The following is an 18,761-nucleotide window of genomic DNA, read 5'->3' on the forward strand; positions in this document are numbered from 1 at the left end:
CGATCCGGAGGCCTCCGGATCGGTTTCCCCCATCGAGTAAGCCGTCCCCAGGGTTGAAACGACCACCTCCTTGGCGGCGAAACCGCCGATCAAAGCGATATTGGTGCGCCATTCAAAACCGCAGAGCCAGGTCACCTTTTCCAGAGCCACACCGAGACGCCCGGCCAGGGAATGGCGCAGAGCCGCGCTGCCCCGTTCATTTTCAAGGTTATCCAGCAAGGTTTGCACCGTCTCGCCGCCGGTCGGATAGGCGGCGGCGAGCGCCGCTCGCTTCTGCGCGAAGCGGGCCTCTTCCCGCGGGCTCAGACCGGGATAGCTCATCAGGGTCCAGAGCAGAATTGAAATCGCCAGAATCACGGTTCCGGCCTTTTTGATATACTGCCAGGTCCGCTCCCAGGTATGAATCAGAAGTCCCTCGCCGGTCGGAAAACGATAGGGCGGCAATTCCATGACAAAAGGGGTCGGGACTCCGCGCAGCACGGTCAGGCGCAGAAGCTTGGCGGCGACCAGAGCCACCACCCAGCTCAACAAGGTAAACCCAAACATGTAAAGGGCATGGTGTTCGGAAAAAAAGGCGCCGATCAGCAGAGCCAGGATCGGTATCTTGGCGCCGCAGTTCATGAAAGGCACGGTCAGCATGGTCGCCAGACGTTCTTTCGGCGAACGCAGGGTGCGCGTCGCCATGACTCCGGGCACGGCGCAACCGCCGGCGATTCCGCCGGAAACGATATAAGCCATCACCGAACTGCCGTGCAGACCAAAGACCCGAAAGACCCGATCCATCATGAAGGCCACCCGCGCCAGATAGCCGGAATCCTCCAGAATCGCGATACAGAAAAACATCAGCATGATCAACGGCACAAACCCCAAAACCCCGCCGACCCCGTCAAGAACTCCGGAAATCAGCAATGATTTAAGGGGGCCATCGGCAAGAGCCTGGTCCACCATCCCGCCCAGGGCGCCGAACAGGGCCTCGACCCAGGCCACCGGCCGGGAGCTGAGGGAAAAGGTAACCTGGTAGACGCCGAAAAGGATCAAAAGCATGATCAGGGGCCCGGCCAGACGATGGGTCAGGACCTTGTCGATCCGATCGGAGGCGTAGAGCCGGTTTTTGTCGTAACGATGGGTGACGATGCCGCGTTTGAGAATGCCCTTGATAAAACCGTAACGATGGTCGGCAATCACCGCTTCCGGATAGGTGTCAAAGGTTTTAAGCAGATGATCGACCAGCCGTTCCGTTTCGCTCCGCAGCCGAGCGCTGAGTTCAGGGTTTTCCCGCTCGACCTCACGCATTAGGATCTCGTCGTTTTCCACCAGCTTAACCGCCACCCAACGGGCCGGATAAATGCCCTTGAACAAGCCATGTTCCCGAATCATGGCGCTCATGCGCAACAGGACCTGATCGATGTCATCCCCATAGGAGATGCGAATGCGGGCCGGATCGGGCGGCACGATGCGGCCTTCGGCCAGAGCCAGCGCGACCTCCATCATTTGATCGAGCCCCCGGCCGCTGCGGGCGACAATCGGCACCACCGGCACTCCGAGAAAAGCCGCAAGTTTTTCCACCTCGATTTCCATGCCGCGCTCGCGGGCGACATCCATCATGTTCAGCGCGACCAACAACGGCACTTTCAGTTCCAGCAGCTGGCAGGTAAGATAAAGATTGCGCTCCAGATTGGCGGCATCGATGATATTGATGACCAGCGCCGGTTTTTCCCGGGCGATAAAATCACGGGCGACCACCTCCTCCTCGGAATAGGCGGTCAGTGAATAAGTACCCGGCAGATCGATGATCCGGGCCGAAAAAAGCCCGCGATATTCACCCTCTTTTTTTTCGACCGTGACCCCGGGATAGTTGCCGACATGCTGCCGGGCTCCGGTCAGGGCGTTGAAAAGGGTGGTTTTTCCGGCATTGGGGTTACCGGCCAGGGCCAGAGTATAAGTGTTCATGGTCGGATTTTCTTTAACCTTGAAGCCGCAGGCAGACCGGAGTTTTCCCGCGCTTCAGGCATCTTCAATTTCAACCTCGATATAATCGGCTTCGTTATTGCGCAGGGTCAGGGTATTGCCGCGCACCCGCAAGGCCACCGGATCATACAAGGGCGCCCGGCCGAGAATCGTGATCTCGGTGCCGGGAACCAACCCGATATCACGAATCCGCCGCCCGAGCTCACCGGCGACCTTAACGGCGACAATGATTCCCGACTGATTCCTGGCCATGTGTCGCAGCGATATTCTGGCTCCCATAAAGTCTCCCGCAAACCTTGGCGCCAAGGTTTACGGTGCAACCTTGGCGCCAAGAAACTAAATTAGTTAATCGGCCCTAACTGCGGCCGAAAAAAATCCCTGCCGCGATTTCAACAAAATCCCGGCAGGAACGGTTGCAAACGTCTGAAATTCAGGGTCTCAGCCGGGGCTGACCACGATATTTTCCGCCGCGCCGTCCCCCAGGCTGACGGTCGCGCCGTTGAGCTTGACCAGGCAACGGGAGCGATCCGCGGCGCAGACCAGCTCGACCTCCTGCCCCGGAAAGATACCCAGTGCCGCCATGCGGGCGCAGACCCGGCGATCGCCGCCGATCCGGCAGACCCGGAAACGCCGGCCGCAACCGGCCTGGGTCAACGGCACCTCGCCCTCGCAAAAACGCAGCCGCCGACAAACGCCGGCCTTTTCCGCCGGCTCGTCCTTCCCCCGGCAGCAGCGACTGTTTCTGAACCAGACCCTGGGCATTATCGACCTCGACGATGCAACAAAAGAAAAAGTCAAGTTATACCTGACTATTGAGGTTAGTCTTAGCAAACTCGCGGGCCGCAAGTCAAGAAAATTTTAGCCCCGCGCCCAAATGCGTTTAAAAAAGAAGAATTCTGTAGCTACTCAACCAGTCCGGAAAATCCGGCTGGACAAACAGTTAAACATTATTTTTCTTGACAAAAACCATCGGCAAAGATATTAAACAAAACAAATCGCATATAGTTATTTGCGAAAAAGCACTACCCTGCTTCACGAAAAGCCGCTTTTTGTTTACGTCTCTGCAAAAACCCGGGCGGACGATCCCGATTTCCTCCGAAAATCAGGTCATGACCCCAGGTTTTCCTGAGGTTCGTTTCAGGCAGAAAGCCGGACGCGAAATAAAAAAAAGACGGATGACAAAAAAATCATACTTTTGTCTGATGGTTTTCTTTGTCGAATCAAGTATACTGAAAGCCAGGCAGAGAGAATAAATTTCAGATCATAACCGATCATCAATACTTATGCGCAAGGGAGGTTGTCATGAAAAGGAATGTGTACGGAAAACATGGGCTGGCGGCGTTGCTGTTGAGTCTGGTCCTGCTGCTCGGCGCCGTCCCGGCGCTGGCGGGAACCTATAGTTTCGTGGGAGATCTTTGCGGTTTCAGCGAAAGTTCGCCACTCTCATACAACGGGACGGAATTTTATTATACCGCCAATCAGCAGCTGTATATCAATGGTGTTTACGCCGGCGAGTATGAAAAATTTGAGCGTGATGAGGACAACGACCCATGGAGCCCCACAGAGGGAACCGGATCAAATCTTACGACTACTGGCTTAAGCGGATCTTGGACGACCGACGCCGACATCATGTACTTCATCGTCAAGGGCGGAAGTTGTACCAGCCCGAACGGTTATGTTGAGCTTTACGCCTGGGAAAGTGGAGACATGCGCAGTGGAGATTTCTCGGTAATATCCGGATCTGCCGGCGTCTCCCATGTTTCCCTTTACAATGCCGTTCCCATTCCCGGAGCGCTCTGGCTGCTGGGTTCCGGCATCGGCGCGCTGGTCATCGGTCGGCGACGGACCAGACGGAGTTAAAAAAAACGTGACCTGATCCATGGATCCTTGCGCCTGTCGCAGACTTGAGTAAAAACCCCGCCGGAAACCCGGCGGGTTTTTTTCGTCCGACGCGTCCGAGGAAAGCCCTTAGAAACAGAAACCCGCCGCCGGCGAAACCGGTCCAGCGGTATACAGTTGACTAAAAACACGGTTTTAAAAAGGGTTGCATAAAAGCGCTGTTAATGGTAATTATTCGACCGGCTGCTCGAGTCCTCCAGGCCGGGCAGTCTGAAGAAATATCAACCTTCAAGCCGAAAAACAGGAGAAAGGTATGAAAAAAAGACAGCTATTGCGAATGGGCATGATTGTCGTTCTCGCCCTGGCCTTTGGCCGGCCGGCGGCCGCCAAGGAAAGAATCGTTTTCGGAGGCGGACCGGCGGGCGGGGTCTTTCAGGTGGTGGCCAACGCGGTTCAGGTTTTCGACCCGATCAAGAACGCGCCCGGCTACCGGGTCCAGGCGCAGTCCTCGGCCGGTGATATCGAAAACATCAGAAAAACCGACGCCGGCAAGGTGCACATGGCGGTCGCTTATTCCGGCAGCGTCTGGAACGCCCGGCACGGCAAACTGAAAAACGATACGAGAATCTATGAGAACGTCATGGCCCTGGCCTGGCTTTACGGAGCTCCGGCCCAGCTCGTCGTGCGCCGGGACGCCGGGATCAAAAGCGCCCGGGATCTGGTCGGCAAAAAGGTGGGCGTCGGTCCGGCGGGTTCCGGAGCCTTTGCCAACTGCGAACTCTATTTTTCCCATCTCGGCATCTGGGACCAGATCGAGAGAAACGCCGTGGGCTATGATGACGCCGCCAACTACTTCGGCAACAATCAGCTCGACGCCTTCTGGCTGTTTGTCGGTTACCCCAGCGGCGCCGTCATGATGGCGGCCCAGACCAACGACATTGACCTGGTCAACCTTGACTCCGACGCCGAAAGTAGCGGTTTTTACCAGAAATACCCCTTCTTCGCCAAGATCACGATTCCCGCCGCTACCTACAAGGGCGTCGATCACGAGGTCGCCACTTTTCAGGATTCCGCCATCTGGATCGCCAACGCCAAGGTCTCGGCCGACATTATCTACGACATTCTGAGTAAGATTTATTCGAACGAAGGCCTGGCGCACATGGCCGACCAGAAAAAAACCTTCAAAGGCATGTCGATCGCCACCGGCCCCAGCGGCATCGCCACCCCGTTCCATCCGGGAGCGGAAAGATTCTGGCGGGAAAAGTTCGTGCTTAAATAGACCGGCCACCCGCGACCCTGACAAACCACTGCAGGTTATTTAGGGTCGCGGGCGCGGACTTTTCCGCCGCGAACGGGAACCAACCCCGTCATCCCGAACTGACGCGCCGTCATCAGTCAGCCAAAGAAAAGGAAAACCAACCGTGTACCAACAGCTGAACCGCTTCGAACAGCTTTTATTTGACGCCGCCTCGCTGATACTGGTGTTTTTCTACTCCTACGCAGCCGTCATTCAGCCCATGGCGACCCAGTACCACCGGGGCATTTACGTGATCATCACTTATGTCCTGATCTTTTTGCTCTACAAATCGAAATCCCGCCTGATGCGGGTGGTGGACTACCTGCTGATCGTGCTTTCCATCGCCGCTATCGGCTACTGGATGTACAATTTCGAAGTCATCAATTATCGCATCGGGGCCGAAACCCAAACCGATATGGTTTTTGCCGTGACCGGCGTGCTGCTCGGCATTGAATTGGCCCGGCGGGTGGTCGGCAATATCTTTGTCGTACTCGGCGTACTGATGCTCGTTTACGGGGTTTACGGTTATCTGGCCCCGGATCTGTTTTCCCATTCCGGCGCGCCGTTTACCGAGCTCTGCATCAATATTTTCTACAAAAGCGACGGCATCTTCGGCATCATGGCCAACGTTCTGGCCACCTACGTGATTTTATTCGTGCTTTTCGGAGCCTATCTGGAGAAATGCGGGTCCCAGAAATTCTTTATCGACTGGCCGCTCGCCGCCGTGGGCCATAAGGTCGGCGGACCGGCCAAGGTCTCGGTCATCGCTTCCGCGCTCTTCGGCTCGATTTCCGGCTCCGCCATCGCCAACACGGTCTCGACCGGTACGTTCACGATTCCGATGATGAAAAAAGCCGGTTTCAGGCCCCATGTTGCCGGGGCCATCGAACCGGCGTCTTCGATCGGCGGTATGTTCATGCCGCCGGTTATGGGGGCCGGCGGCTTTATCATGGCGGAACTGACCGGTGAACCCTATTCCAGAATCATGCTGGTCGCCACCTTTCCGGCTCTGATGTATTTTTTCTCGGTCTTCTGCATGGTCCACTACGAGGCCAAAAAACATAATATTGTGGGTGAAAAATCAGAATTTTCGGCCATGGAGATCTTAAAAAAGGAATGGTTTTACATGCTGCCCCTGGCGGTGATCACGGTTTTCATGCTGACCGGCTATTCTCCCGGTTACTCGGCCATTCTGGGCCTGTTCTCCTGCATCGCCATCAGCTATTTCAGAAAAGAAACCCGCATCACCCCCAGACGCTTCCTGGAAGCGGCCCGCGAAGGCACGGAAAGCAGTCTCAAGATCGGAGCTACGGTCGGCATCATCGGCATCATCATCGGAGTACTGACCTTTTCCGGCCTGATTCTGACCTTCGCCGACATCATGATCGAAATGGCCGGGGGCTCTCTGCTGCTGACCATAGTACTGATCGCCCTGGCCTCCCTGATTCTGGGCATGGGGGTACCGGTAACCGCCGCCTACCTGGTCACGGCCGTGGTTGCGGTCCCGGCCCTGACCCATCTAGGGGTCAATCAGATCGCGGCCCACATGATTGTCTACTGGCTCTCCCAGGATTCCAATATCACTCCGCCGGTCTGCATCGCCGCCTTCGCGGGGGCCACGATCGCCAAAGCGAACATGTGGAAAACCGCCTTCACCTCATTCAAATTCGCCAAATTCCTCTATCTTGCCCCGATTCTGTTCGGCTATGTTCCGGGGTTTTCCCTAAACGGCAGCAGCATGGACATCATCAAGGCCTTTATCCTGATTTTCTTCGCCACCTGGGCCTATTCCTGGCTGCTCAGCGGAATCTGGTTTCCGAACCTCAAAAGACTTTTTCGGCGCGCTTAAGAAAGTGCCGGCAACCATAAAGACGAACGCGGAGCAAGCCTATGTTTAATCTCGAGCCCACCCTTTCGGCCGGAGCGGAAGACATCCGCCGGGCCCTGACCGAAACCAGGACCATTGCCGTCATCGGTCTCTCGCCGGACCCGACCAAGGACAGCAACATGGTCGCACGCTATCTGCAGCAGGCCGGCTACCGCATCATTCCGGTCTACCCGAAGGAAAACGAGATTCTGGGAGAAAAGGTTTATCGCAGCCTGGCCGAGATTCCCGACCGCATCGACATGGTCGACATCTTTCGCAAAGCCGAATTCATCGACCGGGTGGTCGATGAGGTGCTGGAACGCGAAGATGTCAGATATATCTGGGTCCAGCTCGGCCTGGTCAACAACCCGGCCGCTGCCCGGGCAACAGCCGCGGGCCGCGTGGTGGTGCAGAACCTCTGTTCCAAGGTGGAACATCAGAAAATATTTTCCGACCGGTAAAAGATTGCGGTTAAAAGCAGCGGCGCTCAATAGTTACACAAGACTAAAAAAAGGAAAACGCACATGGATTTTCAGGAAATAGCATTCACCCGGACAGGAGCGGTCGGCACTCTGACCCTGAACAACGCCGGCAAGGTCAACGCCCTTTCGGTCAACATGACCAAAGAGATCATCAGCCTGCTCACGGAGCTGGCCGATGACGACAGCCTCAAGGTCATCATCTTAAAGGCCGCCGGCCGCCACTTTTGTGCCGGGCATTATCTGGCGGAAATGGTCGATGCCGGGGTCAAGGAATATAAAATGATCTTTGATCAGTGTACCAGAATGATGATGATGATCCACGAGATTCCCCAGATCGTCATCGCCCAGGTCCAGGGCATCGCCACGGCCGCCGGTTGTCAACTGGCGGCCTGGTGCGATCTGATCGTGGCCGAGGAAGGCGCCAGTTTTTCGACTCCCGGGGTTAAGATCGGTCTATTCTGCACGACCCCGATGGTTGCCATCACCCGAGCCATCGGGCGCAAGATGGCGATGGAGATGCTGGTCACCGGCCGTGAATTTCCCGCCGCCGAAGCTCAGGCCCTGGGTCTGGTCAACCGGGTAACGCCTCTTGAAGAACTCGACCGGACCACGGCGGAACTGGCCGCCCAGATTGCCGAAGCCAGTGGTTTCGCCCTGGCCATCGGCAAACAGGGCCTCTACGCCCAGGCCGACATGAGCGACAGCCAGGCCTTTCACTATGCCAAACACACGATCGTCATGAACAATCTGGCCGAGGACGCCCAGCACGGCATCAAGGCCTTTCTGGAAAAACGCGCGCCGGAATGGAAGAATCGCTAGCCTGAGCAAAAGCTCAGTCCCGAAAGAGAGCGCCCCTAACTCTGCCAACAGGCATCACATTGCTCGGCAAGTTCATTGAGACGGTTTTCGACCTGTTGTCTGATGTCCTCAAATTCCTGCGTAGAGGTTGAGGCCGGAACCCAGATCGGGTCCCCGAAGATAACTACCAGGGGCGAAAAAGGCAGGGGTAACAGAAAACGATCCCAGGAAGCAAAGAACCTGGCCCAGCGGGCGCCGCAAGCCATCGGCAGAAGCGGCAGCCCGGTCAGCTGGGCGATGCGGACGGCGCCGGGTTTGAGTTTGCGGGCCGGACCGCGGGGACCGTCGCCGAGCATGCCGGCGCAGAGCCCCGGTCGGCAACGCAGTTTCTCGACCAGCTCGAACATGGCCGTCGAACCGCCCCGGCTGGAACTGCCGCGCACGCTTTCATAACCCAGACGCCGGGCCACTTCGGCGACCAGATCACCATCACGGCTGCGACTGATCATGATACTGAGCCGTCGCGGCCGATGAATAAAATAGATATTGAACAGCCGCTGGTGCCAGGTCACATAGACACAGCCGCGCCCAGCGGCGACCTGCCGGGCTTCAAACTCCCCGTTAATCACCAGGAGCCGCCGACAGGAACGCCCCCAGGCGCGCACGAGAACAGCGACCAGAGGGGGCAGCAGCTTGCGCAGATTCAGGCTTTTCAGACGGCGTTTTAAAAATGTCAAAAAAAACATACGCCTACTAATTGGTATACTGAGTCAGAATCTGCAGCAGGTGATCGCTGACCGGTGGCACCTGCAGTTTCCGCGAAGCGGAAAAAACCTCGCCGGCGGTCAGGCCGCCGACCCCATAAAAATTTTCGGTCGCCTGATAATCCACCTGCAGGGCCGAACCTTCCAGCGAAATCCCGGCGAACAGGCCGCGCGATCGTGAATAGGTGTAGACTTCAGCGGCAAGGGTGATATCGGTACCGGCCGAGAGACTGCGGCCCACCGGGCCCGCCGCCGCCGCGGCGTCGGCGCCCAAGGTAAATTTACCCCGGGCCAGGCGGTCAATGCTCTGCCGACTCTTGAAAACCATAATCGCGTCAATCGATTGGACGCCGGCCTGAAAACCAAAACTACCGCCCGCCAAGGTTACAAAAACCGGCTGGGACCAGCCGCCGTCTTCCCGCCGCTGCACGACCACCCCCCAACCGTAACGCCCTCCGGCGATGAAACCGGCCTTGATAATTCCGGGAATAATGGCGATAGCCTGGGCATTGCGTAGTAAAAGCGGCGGCGCCGCCTGGTCGGGAATATTGACAAACTGGCGGATAACATCGGCGCAGACCTCAACCTTGGCGATTTCCTTGCCGTTATCGGCAAAAGCTAAACTAAACGACAACAACAGCAGACAGAGCGGAAATACCAGCTTACTTTGCAAAATTCGCATTCCAACCTCCTGAAAAATAAAATTACCGGTTTTGTAACAATTCAATTTCAGGCATACTTGGCTCGGCGCTATCCGTCAAGACTTAAATATCGCTCGATCACGACTGAAGACTTGTCGTCTTGCGGTAAGTGTGATACCTTCGCAGTCGCTAGCTAAAGCAAAGCCTTCTTGTAACTATTCAACCGAGAGCCCACCCGCTCTGATTAAACCGCGCCGGAAATAGCCGGCCCCGAATAGCCTAGTCGGCTGAATAGCCACACCTTTTTTTTATTGACGGTATCACTCATGACCTTCAGCGACCGCAGAGCTCTTCTTTACAATACAAACAGCACGGAAATCAAGCGCCTGGTTGAAGGCCGCCATCACGATCCCCATGCCATTCTGGGACGCCACCCGATTGACCAAAATTCCTGGGTTGTTCGAGCCTGGCATCCGGAAGCGACGGAAATCGATTTTCTCGCCGACCAGCAGACAACCGCCCCCCGCCCCATGCAGCGGCTTGACCCGGCCGGCCTGTTTGCCCTGGTCGTAGCCGCCGAACAGGCCGAAGCTTACCATTTCCGCTGCCGTTTCGCCGACGGATCAAGCTGGGAATACCTTGATCCCTATCGTTTCACCCCCAGTCTCGGCGAACTTGATCTGTACCTGCTCAGCGAAGGCCGCCATCATCGTCTGTTTGATCACCTTGGAGCCCACCCGCTGAAACATGAGGAGGTCGACGGCGTGGCCTTCGCCCTCTGGGCCCCCAACGCGGAACGGGTCAGCGTGGTCGGTGACTTCAATTTCTGGGACGGCCGCCGGCATCCGCTGCGCTCCCTGGGCGTTTCCGGAGTCTGGGAAATTTTCCTGCCGGAGCTGGCTTCCGGCAGCCTTTACAAATTTGAAATTCTGACCAAAAACGGCGACTTACGTCTGAAAACCGATCCGCTGGCCTTTGCCATGGAGCTGCGCCCCCAAAACGCGGCCCGGATCTTTGATCAAAGACGGTATCTCTGGCAGGATCGGGAATGGGAGAAACAGCGCGAACGGCTCCAGAGACCCGACGCCCCGCTGGCAATCTACGAAGTTCATCCGGGCTCCTGGAAAAGGTGTCCGGAAGAAGGAGAGCGCTGGCTCAGCTATCGGGAACTGGCGCCGCCGCTGGTGGCCCATGTCAAGGACCTGGGCTTTACCCACATCGAGCTGCTGCCGGTCAGCGAGTATCCCTTCGACGGTTCCTGGGGTTATCAGGTCAGCGGTTATTACGCCCCGACCAGCCGTTACGGCGACCCCGATGATTTCAAATTCTTTGTCGACTACTGTCACCAGCACGAGATCGGCGTCATTCTCGACTGGGTGCCGGCTCATTTTCCCAAGGATGATTTCAGCCTGCGCCTCTTTGACGGCACCGCCCTCTACGAACACGCCGATCCACGTCAGGGAGAACACCCGGACTGGGGCACCCTGATCTTTAATTTCGGCCGCCCCGAAGTCGCCAATTTTCTTCTGGCCAATGCCTTCTTCTGGCTGGGATACTATCATATCGACGGTCTGCGCGTGGATGCGGTGGCTTCCATGCTCTATCTTGACTACAGCCGTAAGGAAGGTGAATGGTTGCCCAATATCTACGGCGGCCGGGAAAATCTTGAGGCCATCGCCTTTCTAAAGGATCTCAACCGCGAGCTGCAGAAACTTTATCCCGACCGCCTGATCATCGCCGAGGAATCGACCAGCTGGCCGGGCGTCAGCCAGTCGACGGAACTCGGCGGCCTCGGTTTCAACTATAAATGGAACATGGGCTGGATGAACGATACCCTTGAGTTTTTCACCATAGACCCGATTTATCGCAGCTATCATCATAACCAGATCACCTTTTCAATCATCTACGCCTTCAGTGAACATTTCCTGCTGCCCTTTTCCCATGACGAAGTGGTTCACGGCAAGGGCTCGCTGCTGGCCCGCATGCCGGGCGATCCCTGGCAGAAATTTGCCAACCTGAGACTGCTGTTAAGCTATCAGTTCACTCATCCCGGCAAGAAACTGCTGTTCATGGGTACCGAGCTGGCTCCGGAACGCGAATGGAATTTCAATGCCAGTCTGGACTGGCACCTGTTGGCAGAAGACCCCGAACGCCGTAAATTCTTTATCTTCTGCCGCGACCTGATTCAGTTCTATCGTCGGGAATCCACCCTGTGGCAGAGGGACAACGGCGATCAGGGCTTTGCCTGGATCAATTGCCATGATCACAAAAATTCGGTGCTGGTCTATCAGCGGCGCAATGCCGCCGATGAATCGCTGATCTGCATTCTCAACCTGACCCCGCAGGTCCATCATCATTACCAACTGGGCCTGCCCCGAACCGGAACCTACCGGGAACTATTCAATTCCGACGCCGCCATCTACGGCGGCAGCAACCAGGGCAATGCCGGCATCATCCTCGCCACGAACAAACCCTGGCACGGCTGCCCGGCCTCGGCCGCGATCACAATTCCCCCCTTGGGCGCTTTGCTGCTCAAAGCGGAAACCTGAAACGCTCGCTGGTTCTTTAAACTGAAAGCCCTTGACATTGGCATCGCTTGTGTCTAAAAAATGGTTTCAGCCAAAATTCTGAATGCAGAAACAAACATACATTATATTCCAAATCGAGCCGTCATCACATGCAGGAAATTCGCTTTCATGGCCGCGGCGGCCAAGGCGCGGTCATCGCTTCCCGGGTTCTGGCCCAGGCGCTCTTCTATGAAGGCCTTCATGCCCAGTCCTTTCCCACCTTCGGCGCCGAGCGCCGGGGCGCCCCGGTCGCCGCTTTCGTTCGCGCCGATGATCATTTCATCAACCTTCGCAGTCAGGTTACCGAACCGGATTTTGTCGTGGTGATGGCGGCCCGACTGATTGAAGCCGTTTCGGTCACCGCCGGGCTCAAAACCACCGGCATCATCCTCATTAACAGCGATCTTGAACCCAAGGCCGCACAAAAGTTCCACCCTGGGTTGCAGAAACTGGCCACGGAACAAATAATCACCATCAACCTGAGTCAAATCGCCCTTGAATTCGGACTGGGCAACCAAATCATGCCCCTGATCAACGCGCCGGTGCTCGGAGCCCTGGCCCGAATCAGCCGCCTGGTCGAACCGGCCAGCCTGATCAAGGCTCTGCCTCATTTTATTCCGAGCCGCCTGGACGACAATCGTCAGGCCCTGCTCAAGGCCTACACAACCGTAATATAGAAGATCTGTTTAATCATGAATCAGCTTAAATATGTGACGGCCATAAAAAACGGGGACTTTACCGGTCTGCCCATTTCCTCGACCTCGACCGCGGTAAACCTTACCGGCAGCTGGAAATTTTTTCGTCCGCGGCTGGCGGCCAAGGAATCACCCTGTCGCCTGGCCTGTCCTTTAAACATTCCGATTGCCGCCTGGCTGGATGATTTACAGAAAAACCGGCCCGACCTGGCCCTGCGGCGTCTGCGTGACTACAATCCGCTGCCGGCCGTCACTGGCCGGGTTTGCCCGCATTTTTGCCGGGAGGCCTGCAATCGCGGCGACTTCGACGAAGCCGTGCGCATCGGCGACCTTGAGCGTTATCTTGGTGATCTGGGCCTTGAACATGACTATGCCCCCGCTCCCTCGCCGGGAAAGGAAAGAGTCGCGGTCGTCGGCTGCGGTCCGGCCGGTCTCGGGGCCGCGGTTTTCCTCGCCCGGCGAGGGATCAAGGTTACAATTTTCGAGAAAGGCCCGGCTCCCGGCGGCCTGTTGCGCTCAGCGATTCCGGCTTACCGCCTACCCCGGGAAATACTTGAGCGCGAGCTTGCCGTTCTCTTGCGCGACCTGCCGCTCGAAATCATCTGCAATCGCGAAATCAGAGCCACCGACCGGGAGCGCCTGGAACGGGAATACGACCAGGTAATCTGGGCTCCGGGACTGCAGGTTTCCCGCAAAGACGAGGCCTGGCCCGATGATCCGCGCCTGACCGGCGCGCTTGAGATGCTGGCCGCCATTAATGCCGGGGCCGCGATCGGCGGCGATGATTTTATTATTATCGGCGGCGGCAATGCCGCTCTGGACACGGCCCGCTGTTTGCTCCGGCTCGGGAAAAAGGCCGAAATCATTTATCGGCGCAAACTGGCCGAAATGCCGGCTTACGCCGAGGAGCAACGCCAGGCTAAAGAAGAAGGCGTGGTGATTCACGACGAGACCCTGGTCGGCAAGATCGACCCGACTGCGACAAAACTTCGCCTCAGTCTGCATCAGGCGCGACCTGACAAAAATCGGATAAACTGCGGCCCCTGGCTGAGGGACATCGAGGTTGACGGCCTGATCGCCGCCATCGGCCAGGGCAGTGATCTTGAAATCAGCGGAACGCACCCGGTAATCAGCGCCGGTGATTTCGCCCACGGAGCGGCTTCCGTCGCGAAGGCGCTGGCTTCCGGGCGGCGGGCGGCGGAAACCGTATTGCGAAGACTGGGCCGGTCATTCGACGACGAGAATCAACCAGGCGAAACGGCTGTCGTCACCAGCCGCGAGCAGCTTCATCTTGACTACTTCAGCCATGCACCCGCCATTTCGCCCCAGGAACTTGCTCCCCGGCGCAGACTTGATAATTTCTGCGAAATCAGCCAAACCCTGACGGCCGAGCAGGCCGCGGCGGAAAACCGGCGCTGTTTTCATTGCGGCATCTGCACCGCCTGCGGCATCTGCTGGTTTTTCTGTCCGGATGTCGCCATCGCCTTCGACCGCGAAGCCCCAGACCCTAACTTACGGGTACTCTTTGACGAAGATCACTGCAAAGGCTGCGGTCAATGCGCCACGGTCTGCCCACGCGGGGTTATCGAGATGGAGGAGGATCACTGAGCATGCAGCAGGAAGCCATTCTTTTAGGCAGTGACGCCGTCGCCCACGGGGTGCGCCTCTGCCGTCCCGAAGTGATTTCGGCCTATCCGATCACCCCCCAGACCCATATCATCGAAACCCTTTCCGAAATGGTTGACCGCGGAGATTTGCACAGCGAGTTCATCAAGGTCGAATCGGAGATGTCGGCCATCGCGGCGGTGCTCGGCTCGGTTTCTGCCGGAAGCCGTTCCTTTACCGCCAGCAGCTCTCAGGGACTCGCCATGATGCACGAGATTCTGCACTGGTACGCCGGAGCCCGGCTGCCCCTGGTGCTGGTCAACGCCAACCGGGCCCTGGGCGCTCCCTGGAATATCTGGAGCGATCAAAGCGACAGTTTTTCCCAGCGCGACACCGGCTGGCTGCAGATCTACTGCGAGACCTCTCAGGAAGCCCTGGACAGCATCGTCATCGCCTACAAGGCCGGCGAACAGCTGATGCTGCCGGTCATGGTCATGATTGACGGCTTCATTCTTTCGCATACGATGGAACGTTTGCGGTTGCCGGAGGAGGAAGAAGTCGACCGCTATCTGCCCGCCTACCAGCCGCCCTACCGCCTTGACTGGGAAAAGCCTCTGACCTTCGGAGCCGCGGCACATCCGGATCTGTTTTATGAACTCAAGCAAACCCAGGCAGCAACCATGCAGGAAGCCTTTGCCGTCCTGCGACAATGCGAGACCGATTTCGCCCGACAATTTGGACGCCTTTACACTCCGGTGATGGGTTGTCCTGAAGGCGACGACGCCAGTGACTGCGTCATTATCTGCTGCGGCGCCATGACCGGAACGGCCCGGGTCGCGGTCGCTCGTCTAAAGGAAAACGGAGAGGCGGCGGCTCTTTATAAAATCCGCCTGGTCCGGCCTTTCCCCCAGGCGGAACTAAAGCTGAAACTGGCCGGCAAAAAGGAAATCATTGTTCTCAATCGAGCCTGTTCCTATGGCGTGGGCGGCACCTTGAGTCAGGAGATCAGAGCGGCGCTCTACGACCTTGAGAAGCGTCCCCTGATCAAGGATGTCATGATCAGCCTGGGCGGCAAGGAGGTTTTTCCGGAAACCATCATGAACATCGTCAGAAATCGAGCGCAGCTTTCATCCAGCGAATGTAACTGGCTCGCTTGACAAGAAGCAGGCCGGTGAAAAATCTCACCGGGGCAATCGTGAAGTCCCACAAACAACCTTTACCATGGTTGAAATTGTCCCGGCGGAATTTTTCGTCGTCTTCACTACGGTCGGATTGAATTAATTTTGTAATTATTCAGCCCCTTTGCAATTTCGAGAGTGAATAGTTACTTATTTTTATGCAGGTAGAATAAACATGCCGAAACTTGCCCCTTGCGATAATCTCTTCAGCCGAAATAGCGACTGGCACATCAGCTCCGCTGAATTCATGGCCAGTGGACACATGGCCTGCCCCGGCTGCGGAGCCTCCCTGAGCATGCGCCACGCGCTGAAGGTTCTGGGGGCGCAAACCATCGTCGTCATGCCGGCCTGTTGCTGGGCGATTATCGCCGGGGGACAGCCGACCACGGCCCTGTCCGTTCCCCTGTTACACACCCCGTTCGCCGTGGCCGCAGCGGCGGCCAGCGGGGTGCGCCGCGCCCTGCTCGCCCAACGGAAAAATGATGTCGAAGTGATGGTGTGGGCCGGCGACGGCGGGACTTTCGATATCGGCCTGCAAGGCATTTCCGGAGCGGCTGAACGACAGGAGGACATGATTTATGTCTGCTACGACAACGAAGCCTACATGAACACCGGAATTCAGCGGTCCTCGGCCACTCCGCACGGCGCCTGGACAACCACCACTCCGGGCGGCAAAAAGTTCGCCTTCGGGAAAAAGGATATTCTGGCCATTATCAGGGCCCATCAACCTGCTTATCTGGCCAGCGCGACCATTGCCTATCCCGAGGATTTTTACGCCAAATTCGAAAAAGCCCGGCAAGCCCGCGGCTTTCGTTTTCTGCACCTGCTGGCGGCCTGTCCTTCAGGCTGGAAAATCGACTCTCAGGACGCACTGAAAGTCACCCGCATGGCGGTTGACAGCGGGGTTTTTCCCCTGCTTGAGATGGAGGCCGGCGGCGGCCTGCGCCGGACCGTGAAACCTGAGCAACCGATTCCGGTCAAGGATTACCTTAAAGTTCAGGGACGTTTTAATAAAATGCCGGCCGAGGAGATCGCGGCCTGGCAGAAAGAAATCGAGGCAAAGGAGATAATTTGAACATTTTACTGAAGCTTTCCAAACTTATCGACAAGCTCAACGAGCGCATCGGCCTAGGGGTTGCCTGGCTGACCACGGTTCTGGTTCTCGTCGTGGTCTATGACGTGATCATGCGCTACGGCTTTAAAAAAGGTAGTATCGCCATGCAGGAGCTGGAGTGGCACCTGTTCGCCGTCATCTTTCTGATCGGCGCGGCCTACACCCTGAAAAAAGACGCCCATGTCCGGGTCGATATCATCTACACCAGGCTGGGAAGAAAGCAAAAAGCCTGGATCGATCTGATCGGCACCTTCATTTTTCTCCTGCCTTTCGCCATCATCGTGATCTATTCCACGCAAGGATTCATCGCCAATTCATGGGCCGCCCGGGAGGTGTCCCCCGACCCCGGCGGACTACCGGCCCGCTATATTCTGAAAGCCATGATTCCCGCCGGTTTCGTGTTACTGATCATCCAGGGAATATCACAGGCCATCAAGAACCTACTGGTGATTCTTGGTCGGGAGCAGGAGGTCGCCCAATGATCGACTTCCTGCAGAACAACCTGGCCCTGATCATGTTCGGCTCGGTTTTCTTTCTTCTGCTTCTCGGTTATCCGGTCGCCTTCACAATCGGCGGAGTAGCGCTGTTTTACGGCCTGATTGGTTTTGGTCCGGGTTTTTTCGGTTTACTGCCCTTGCGCATCTGGGGCACGATGACCAATTTCGTGCTGCTCGCGGTGCCGCTTTTCATTTACATGGGGGTCATGCTGGAACGCTCCGGCCTGGCGGAAGAGCTGCTGGAAACCATGGGGCTGGTCTTTGCCCGAATTCGGGGGGGGCTAGCCATTTCGGTGGTGATTGTCGGCGCCCTGCTGGGAGCCTCAACCGGAATCGTCGGCGCCACGGTCGTGACCATGGGGCTTTTATCATTGCCGACCATGCTCAAACGCAACTATTCCAAGACCCTGGCCACTGGTACCGTGGCCGCTTCCGGCACCCTGGGGCAGATCATTCCGCCAAGCATCGTGCTGGTCCTGCTCGGCGACATCATGAGCGTACCCATCGGCGATCTCTTTGTCGGCGCGGTGATTCCCGGAATGCTTCTCGTCCTTCTTTATATCACCTATATCGCCATCATGGCCGTTCTCAAACCTCACTGGGCCCCGCCGATCCCTCAGGAAGAGCTGGATGAGATCAGCAAAAACCAGATGAGAAAAATGGTGCTGACCTCGCTGCTGCCACCCCTTTTTCTGATCTGCGCGGTACTCGGAACCATCTTCGCGGGAATCGCTTCACCCACCGAAGCCGCCGCTCTGGGTGCGGTCGGCGCCAGTGTTCTGACCTTCATAAAAGGTAAACTGACCAAAGAGACCCTGCTGGCGGTCATGACCAGCACGACTAAACTGACCTGTATGGTGTTTATTATTCTGGTCGGTGCCACCACCCTGGGTCTGGTCTTTCGCGGACTGGGAGGCGACGCTCAGGTCCGGGATCTGATCGACAGTCTGCCTTTCGGTCGAGTCGGAACCTTGAGCGTTATCATGGGTATCATCTTCATTGCCGGTTTCTTCCTGGACTTCATCGAAATCATTTTCATCTTCGTACCGGTGCTGACCCCGATCATGGTCGCCATGGGGGTCGACCCGCTCTGGCTGGGAATCCTGATCGCCGTCAACCTGCAGACCTCGTTTCTGACGCCCCCCTTCGGTTTTTCACTCTTTTACCTCAAAGGGGTCGCTCCGCCCGAAGTTGAAACCACCGATATCTACAAAGGCATTATTCCCTTTGTCTTCATTCAGATTCTGGCCATGATCATCCTCTGCCTGGTTCCGGAAACGGTTACCTGGCTACCCCAATACCTGTTCGGAAATTGATGTAACCTGATTTGGTTGTGATACTCTAAAATTGATCAGTTAAAGAGCTAGTGATTACGGAAAATTGACCACCCACAGCGACCTTTTCTGTATATGGTTTTTAAAACCATATACAGAAAAGGTGAAAGGATGC

At 56.8% G+C, this 18,761-nt stretch carries 17 protein-coding genes; 12 read left to right on the forward strand and 5 right to left on the reverse strand.

Going from position 1 to position 18,761, the window contains the following annotated elements; translation table 11 throughout:
- The 3 genes from feoB to ENN66_01325 all read right to left on the reverse strand — a co-directional run.
- Positions 1-1,950, reverse strand: a 1,950-nt coding sequence (gene feoB, locus ENN66_01315; protein ID HDS15265.1) for a ferrous iron transport protein B, incomplete at its 3' end; no start/stop codon positions are given.
- Positions 1,951-2,004: 54 nt separating this feature from the next.
- On the reverse strand, positions 2,005-2,247 hold the full coding sequence (locus tag ENN66_01320) for a ferrous iron transport protein A (protein ID HDS15266.1): 243 nt from the start codon (positions 2,245-2,247) through the stop codon (positions 2,005-2,007).
- Positions 2,248-2,406: 159 nt separating this feature from the next.
- Positions 2,407-2,730: a ferrous iron transport protein A gene (locus ENN66_01325; GenBank protein ID HDS15267.1), complete on the reverse strand. Its 324-nt coding sequence runs from the start codon at positions 2,728-2,730 to the stop codon at positions 2,407-2,409.
- A 540-nt stretch (positions 2,731-3,270) separates the two neighbouring features.
- On the opposite strand from ENN66_01325, the gene ENN66_01330 reads away from it, so the two are divergent.
- The 5 genes from ENN66_01330 (at position 3,271) to ENN66_01350 (ending at position 8,272) form a co-directional block, all read left to right on the forward strand.
- On the forward strand, positions 3,271-3,828 hold the full coding sequence (locus tag ENN66_01330) for a hypothetical protein (GenBank protein HDS15268.1): 558 nt from the start codon (positions 3,271-3,273) through the stop codon (positions 3,826-3,828).
- A gap of 292 nt (positions 3,829-4,120) precedes the next feature.
- Positions 4,121-5,086, forward strand: a complete 966-nt coding sequence (locus tag ENN66_01335) for a TAXI family TRAP transporter solute-binding subunit (GenBank protein ID HDS15269.1) — start codon at positions 4,121-4,123, stop codon at positions 5,084-5,086.
- Positions 5,087-5,228: 142 nt separating this feature from the next.
- A complete protein-coding gene (locus ENN66_01340) occupies positions 5,229-6,953 on the forward strand; it encodes a TRAP transporter fused permease subunit (GenBank protein ID HDS15270.1) in 1,725 nt (574 codons plus the stop codon).
- Positions 6,954-6,994: 41 nt separating this feature from the next.
- The gene (locus ENN66_01345) at positions 6,995-7,432 is read left to right on the forward strand and encodes a CoA-binding protein (protein ID HDS15271.1); all 438 of its coding nucleotides are present in this window, start codon (positions 6,995-6,997) and stop codon (positions 7,430-7,432) included.
- Between the two features lie 63 nt (positions 7,433-7,495).
- Positions 7,496-8,272, forward strand: a complete 777-nt coding sequence (locus ENN66_01350; protein ID HDS15272.1) for an enoyl-CoA hydratase — start codon at positions 7,496-7,498, stop codon at positions 8,270-8,272.
- A 35-nt stretch (positions 8,273-8,307) separates the two neighbouring features.
- Here the strand turns inward: ENN66_01350 and ENN66_01355 are convergent, their stop codons facing one another.
- Both ENN66_01355 and ENN66_01360 read right to left on the reverse strand, forming a co-directional pair.
- Positions 8,308-8,997 (reverse strand): DUF374 domain-containing protein, encoded by a 690-nt coding sequence (locus ENN66_01355; GenBank protein HDS15273.1) that lies wholly within the window; start codon positions 8,995-8,997, stop codon positions 8,308-8,310.
- A gap of 7 nt (positions 8,998-9,004) precedes the next feature.
- Positions 9,005-9,697 (reverse strand): hypothetical protein, encoded by a 693-nt coding sequence (locus ENN66_01360; protein HDS15274.1) that lies wholly within the window; start codon positions 9,695-9,697, stop codon positions 9,005-9,007.
- 285 nt (positions 9,698-9,982) lie between these two features.
- Between ENN66_01360 and glgB the strand changes: the two genes are divergently transcribed.
- The 7 genes from glgB to ENN66_01395 all read left to right on the forward strand — a co-directional run bounded on the left by glgB (position 9,983) and on the right by ENN66_01395 (position 18,628).
- Complete coding sequence (glgB, locus tag ENN66_01365) at positions 9,983-12,205, forward strand: 1,4-alpha-glucan branching protein GlgB (GenBank protein HDS15275.1); 2,223 nt, start codon at positions 9,983-9,985, stop codon at positions 12,203-12,205.
- A 128-nt stretch (positions 12,206-12,333) separates the two neighbouring features.
- The gene (locus tag ENN66_01370) at positions 12,334-12,900 is read left to right on the forward strand and encodes a pyruvate ferredoxin oxidoreductase (protein ID HDS15276.1); all 567 of its coding nucleotides are present in this window, start codon (positions 12,334-12,336) and stop codon (positions 12,898-12,900) included.
- Positions 12,901-12,915: 15 nt separating this feature from the next.
- Complete coding sequence (locus ENN66_01375) at positions 12,916-14,526, forward strand: FAD-dependent oxidoreductase (GenBank protein ID HDS15277.1); 1,611 nt, start codon at positions 12,916-12,918, stop codon at positions 14,524-14,526.
- The gene (gene porA / locus ENN66_01380; protein ID HDS15278.1) at positions 14,475-15,680 is read left to right on the forward strand and encodes a pyruvate ferredoxin oxidoreductase; all 1,206 of its coding nucleotides are present in this window, start codon (positions 14,475-14,477) and stop codon (positions 15,678-15,680) included. The genes ENN66_01375 and porA overlap by 52 nt, the downstream gene beginning before the upstream one ends.
- A gap of 196 nt (positions 15,681-15,876) precedes the next feature.
- A complete protein-coding gene (locus tag ENN66_01385) occupies positions 15,877-16,776 on the forward strand; it encodes a pyruvate synthase subunit beta (protein ID HDS15279.1) in 900 nt (299 codons plus the stop codon).
- Entirely contained in the window at positions 16,773-17,297 is a 525-nt protein-coding gene (locus ENN66_01390) for a TRAP transporter small permease subunit (protein HDS15280.1), read from the forward strand. Before ENN66_01385 ends, ENN66_01390 begins: the two co-directional genes overlap by 4 nt.
- Positions 17,298-17,305: 8 nt before the next feature.
- A complete protein-coding gene (locus tag ENN66_01395; protein ID HDS15281.1) occupies positions 17,306-18,628 on the forward strand; it encodes a TRAP transporter large permease subunit in 1,323 nt (440 codons plus the stop codon).
- Positions 18,629-18,761 lie beyond the last annotated feature (133 nt).

It is taken from the genome of Pseudomonadota bacterium (assembly GCA_011049115.1).
GTDB lineage: Bacteria > Desulfobacterota > Anaeroferrophillalia > Anaeroferrophillales > Tharpellaceae > DSCM01.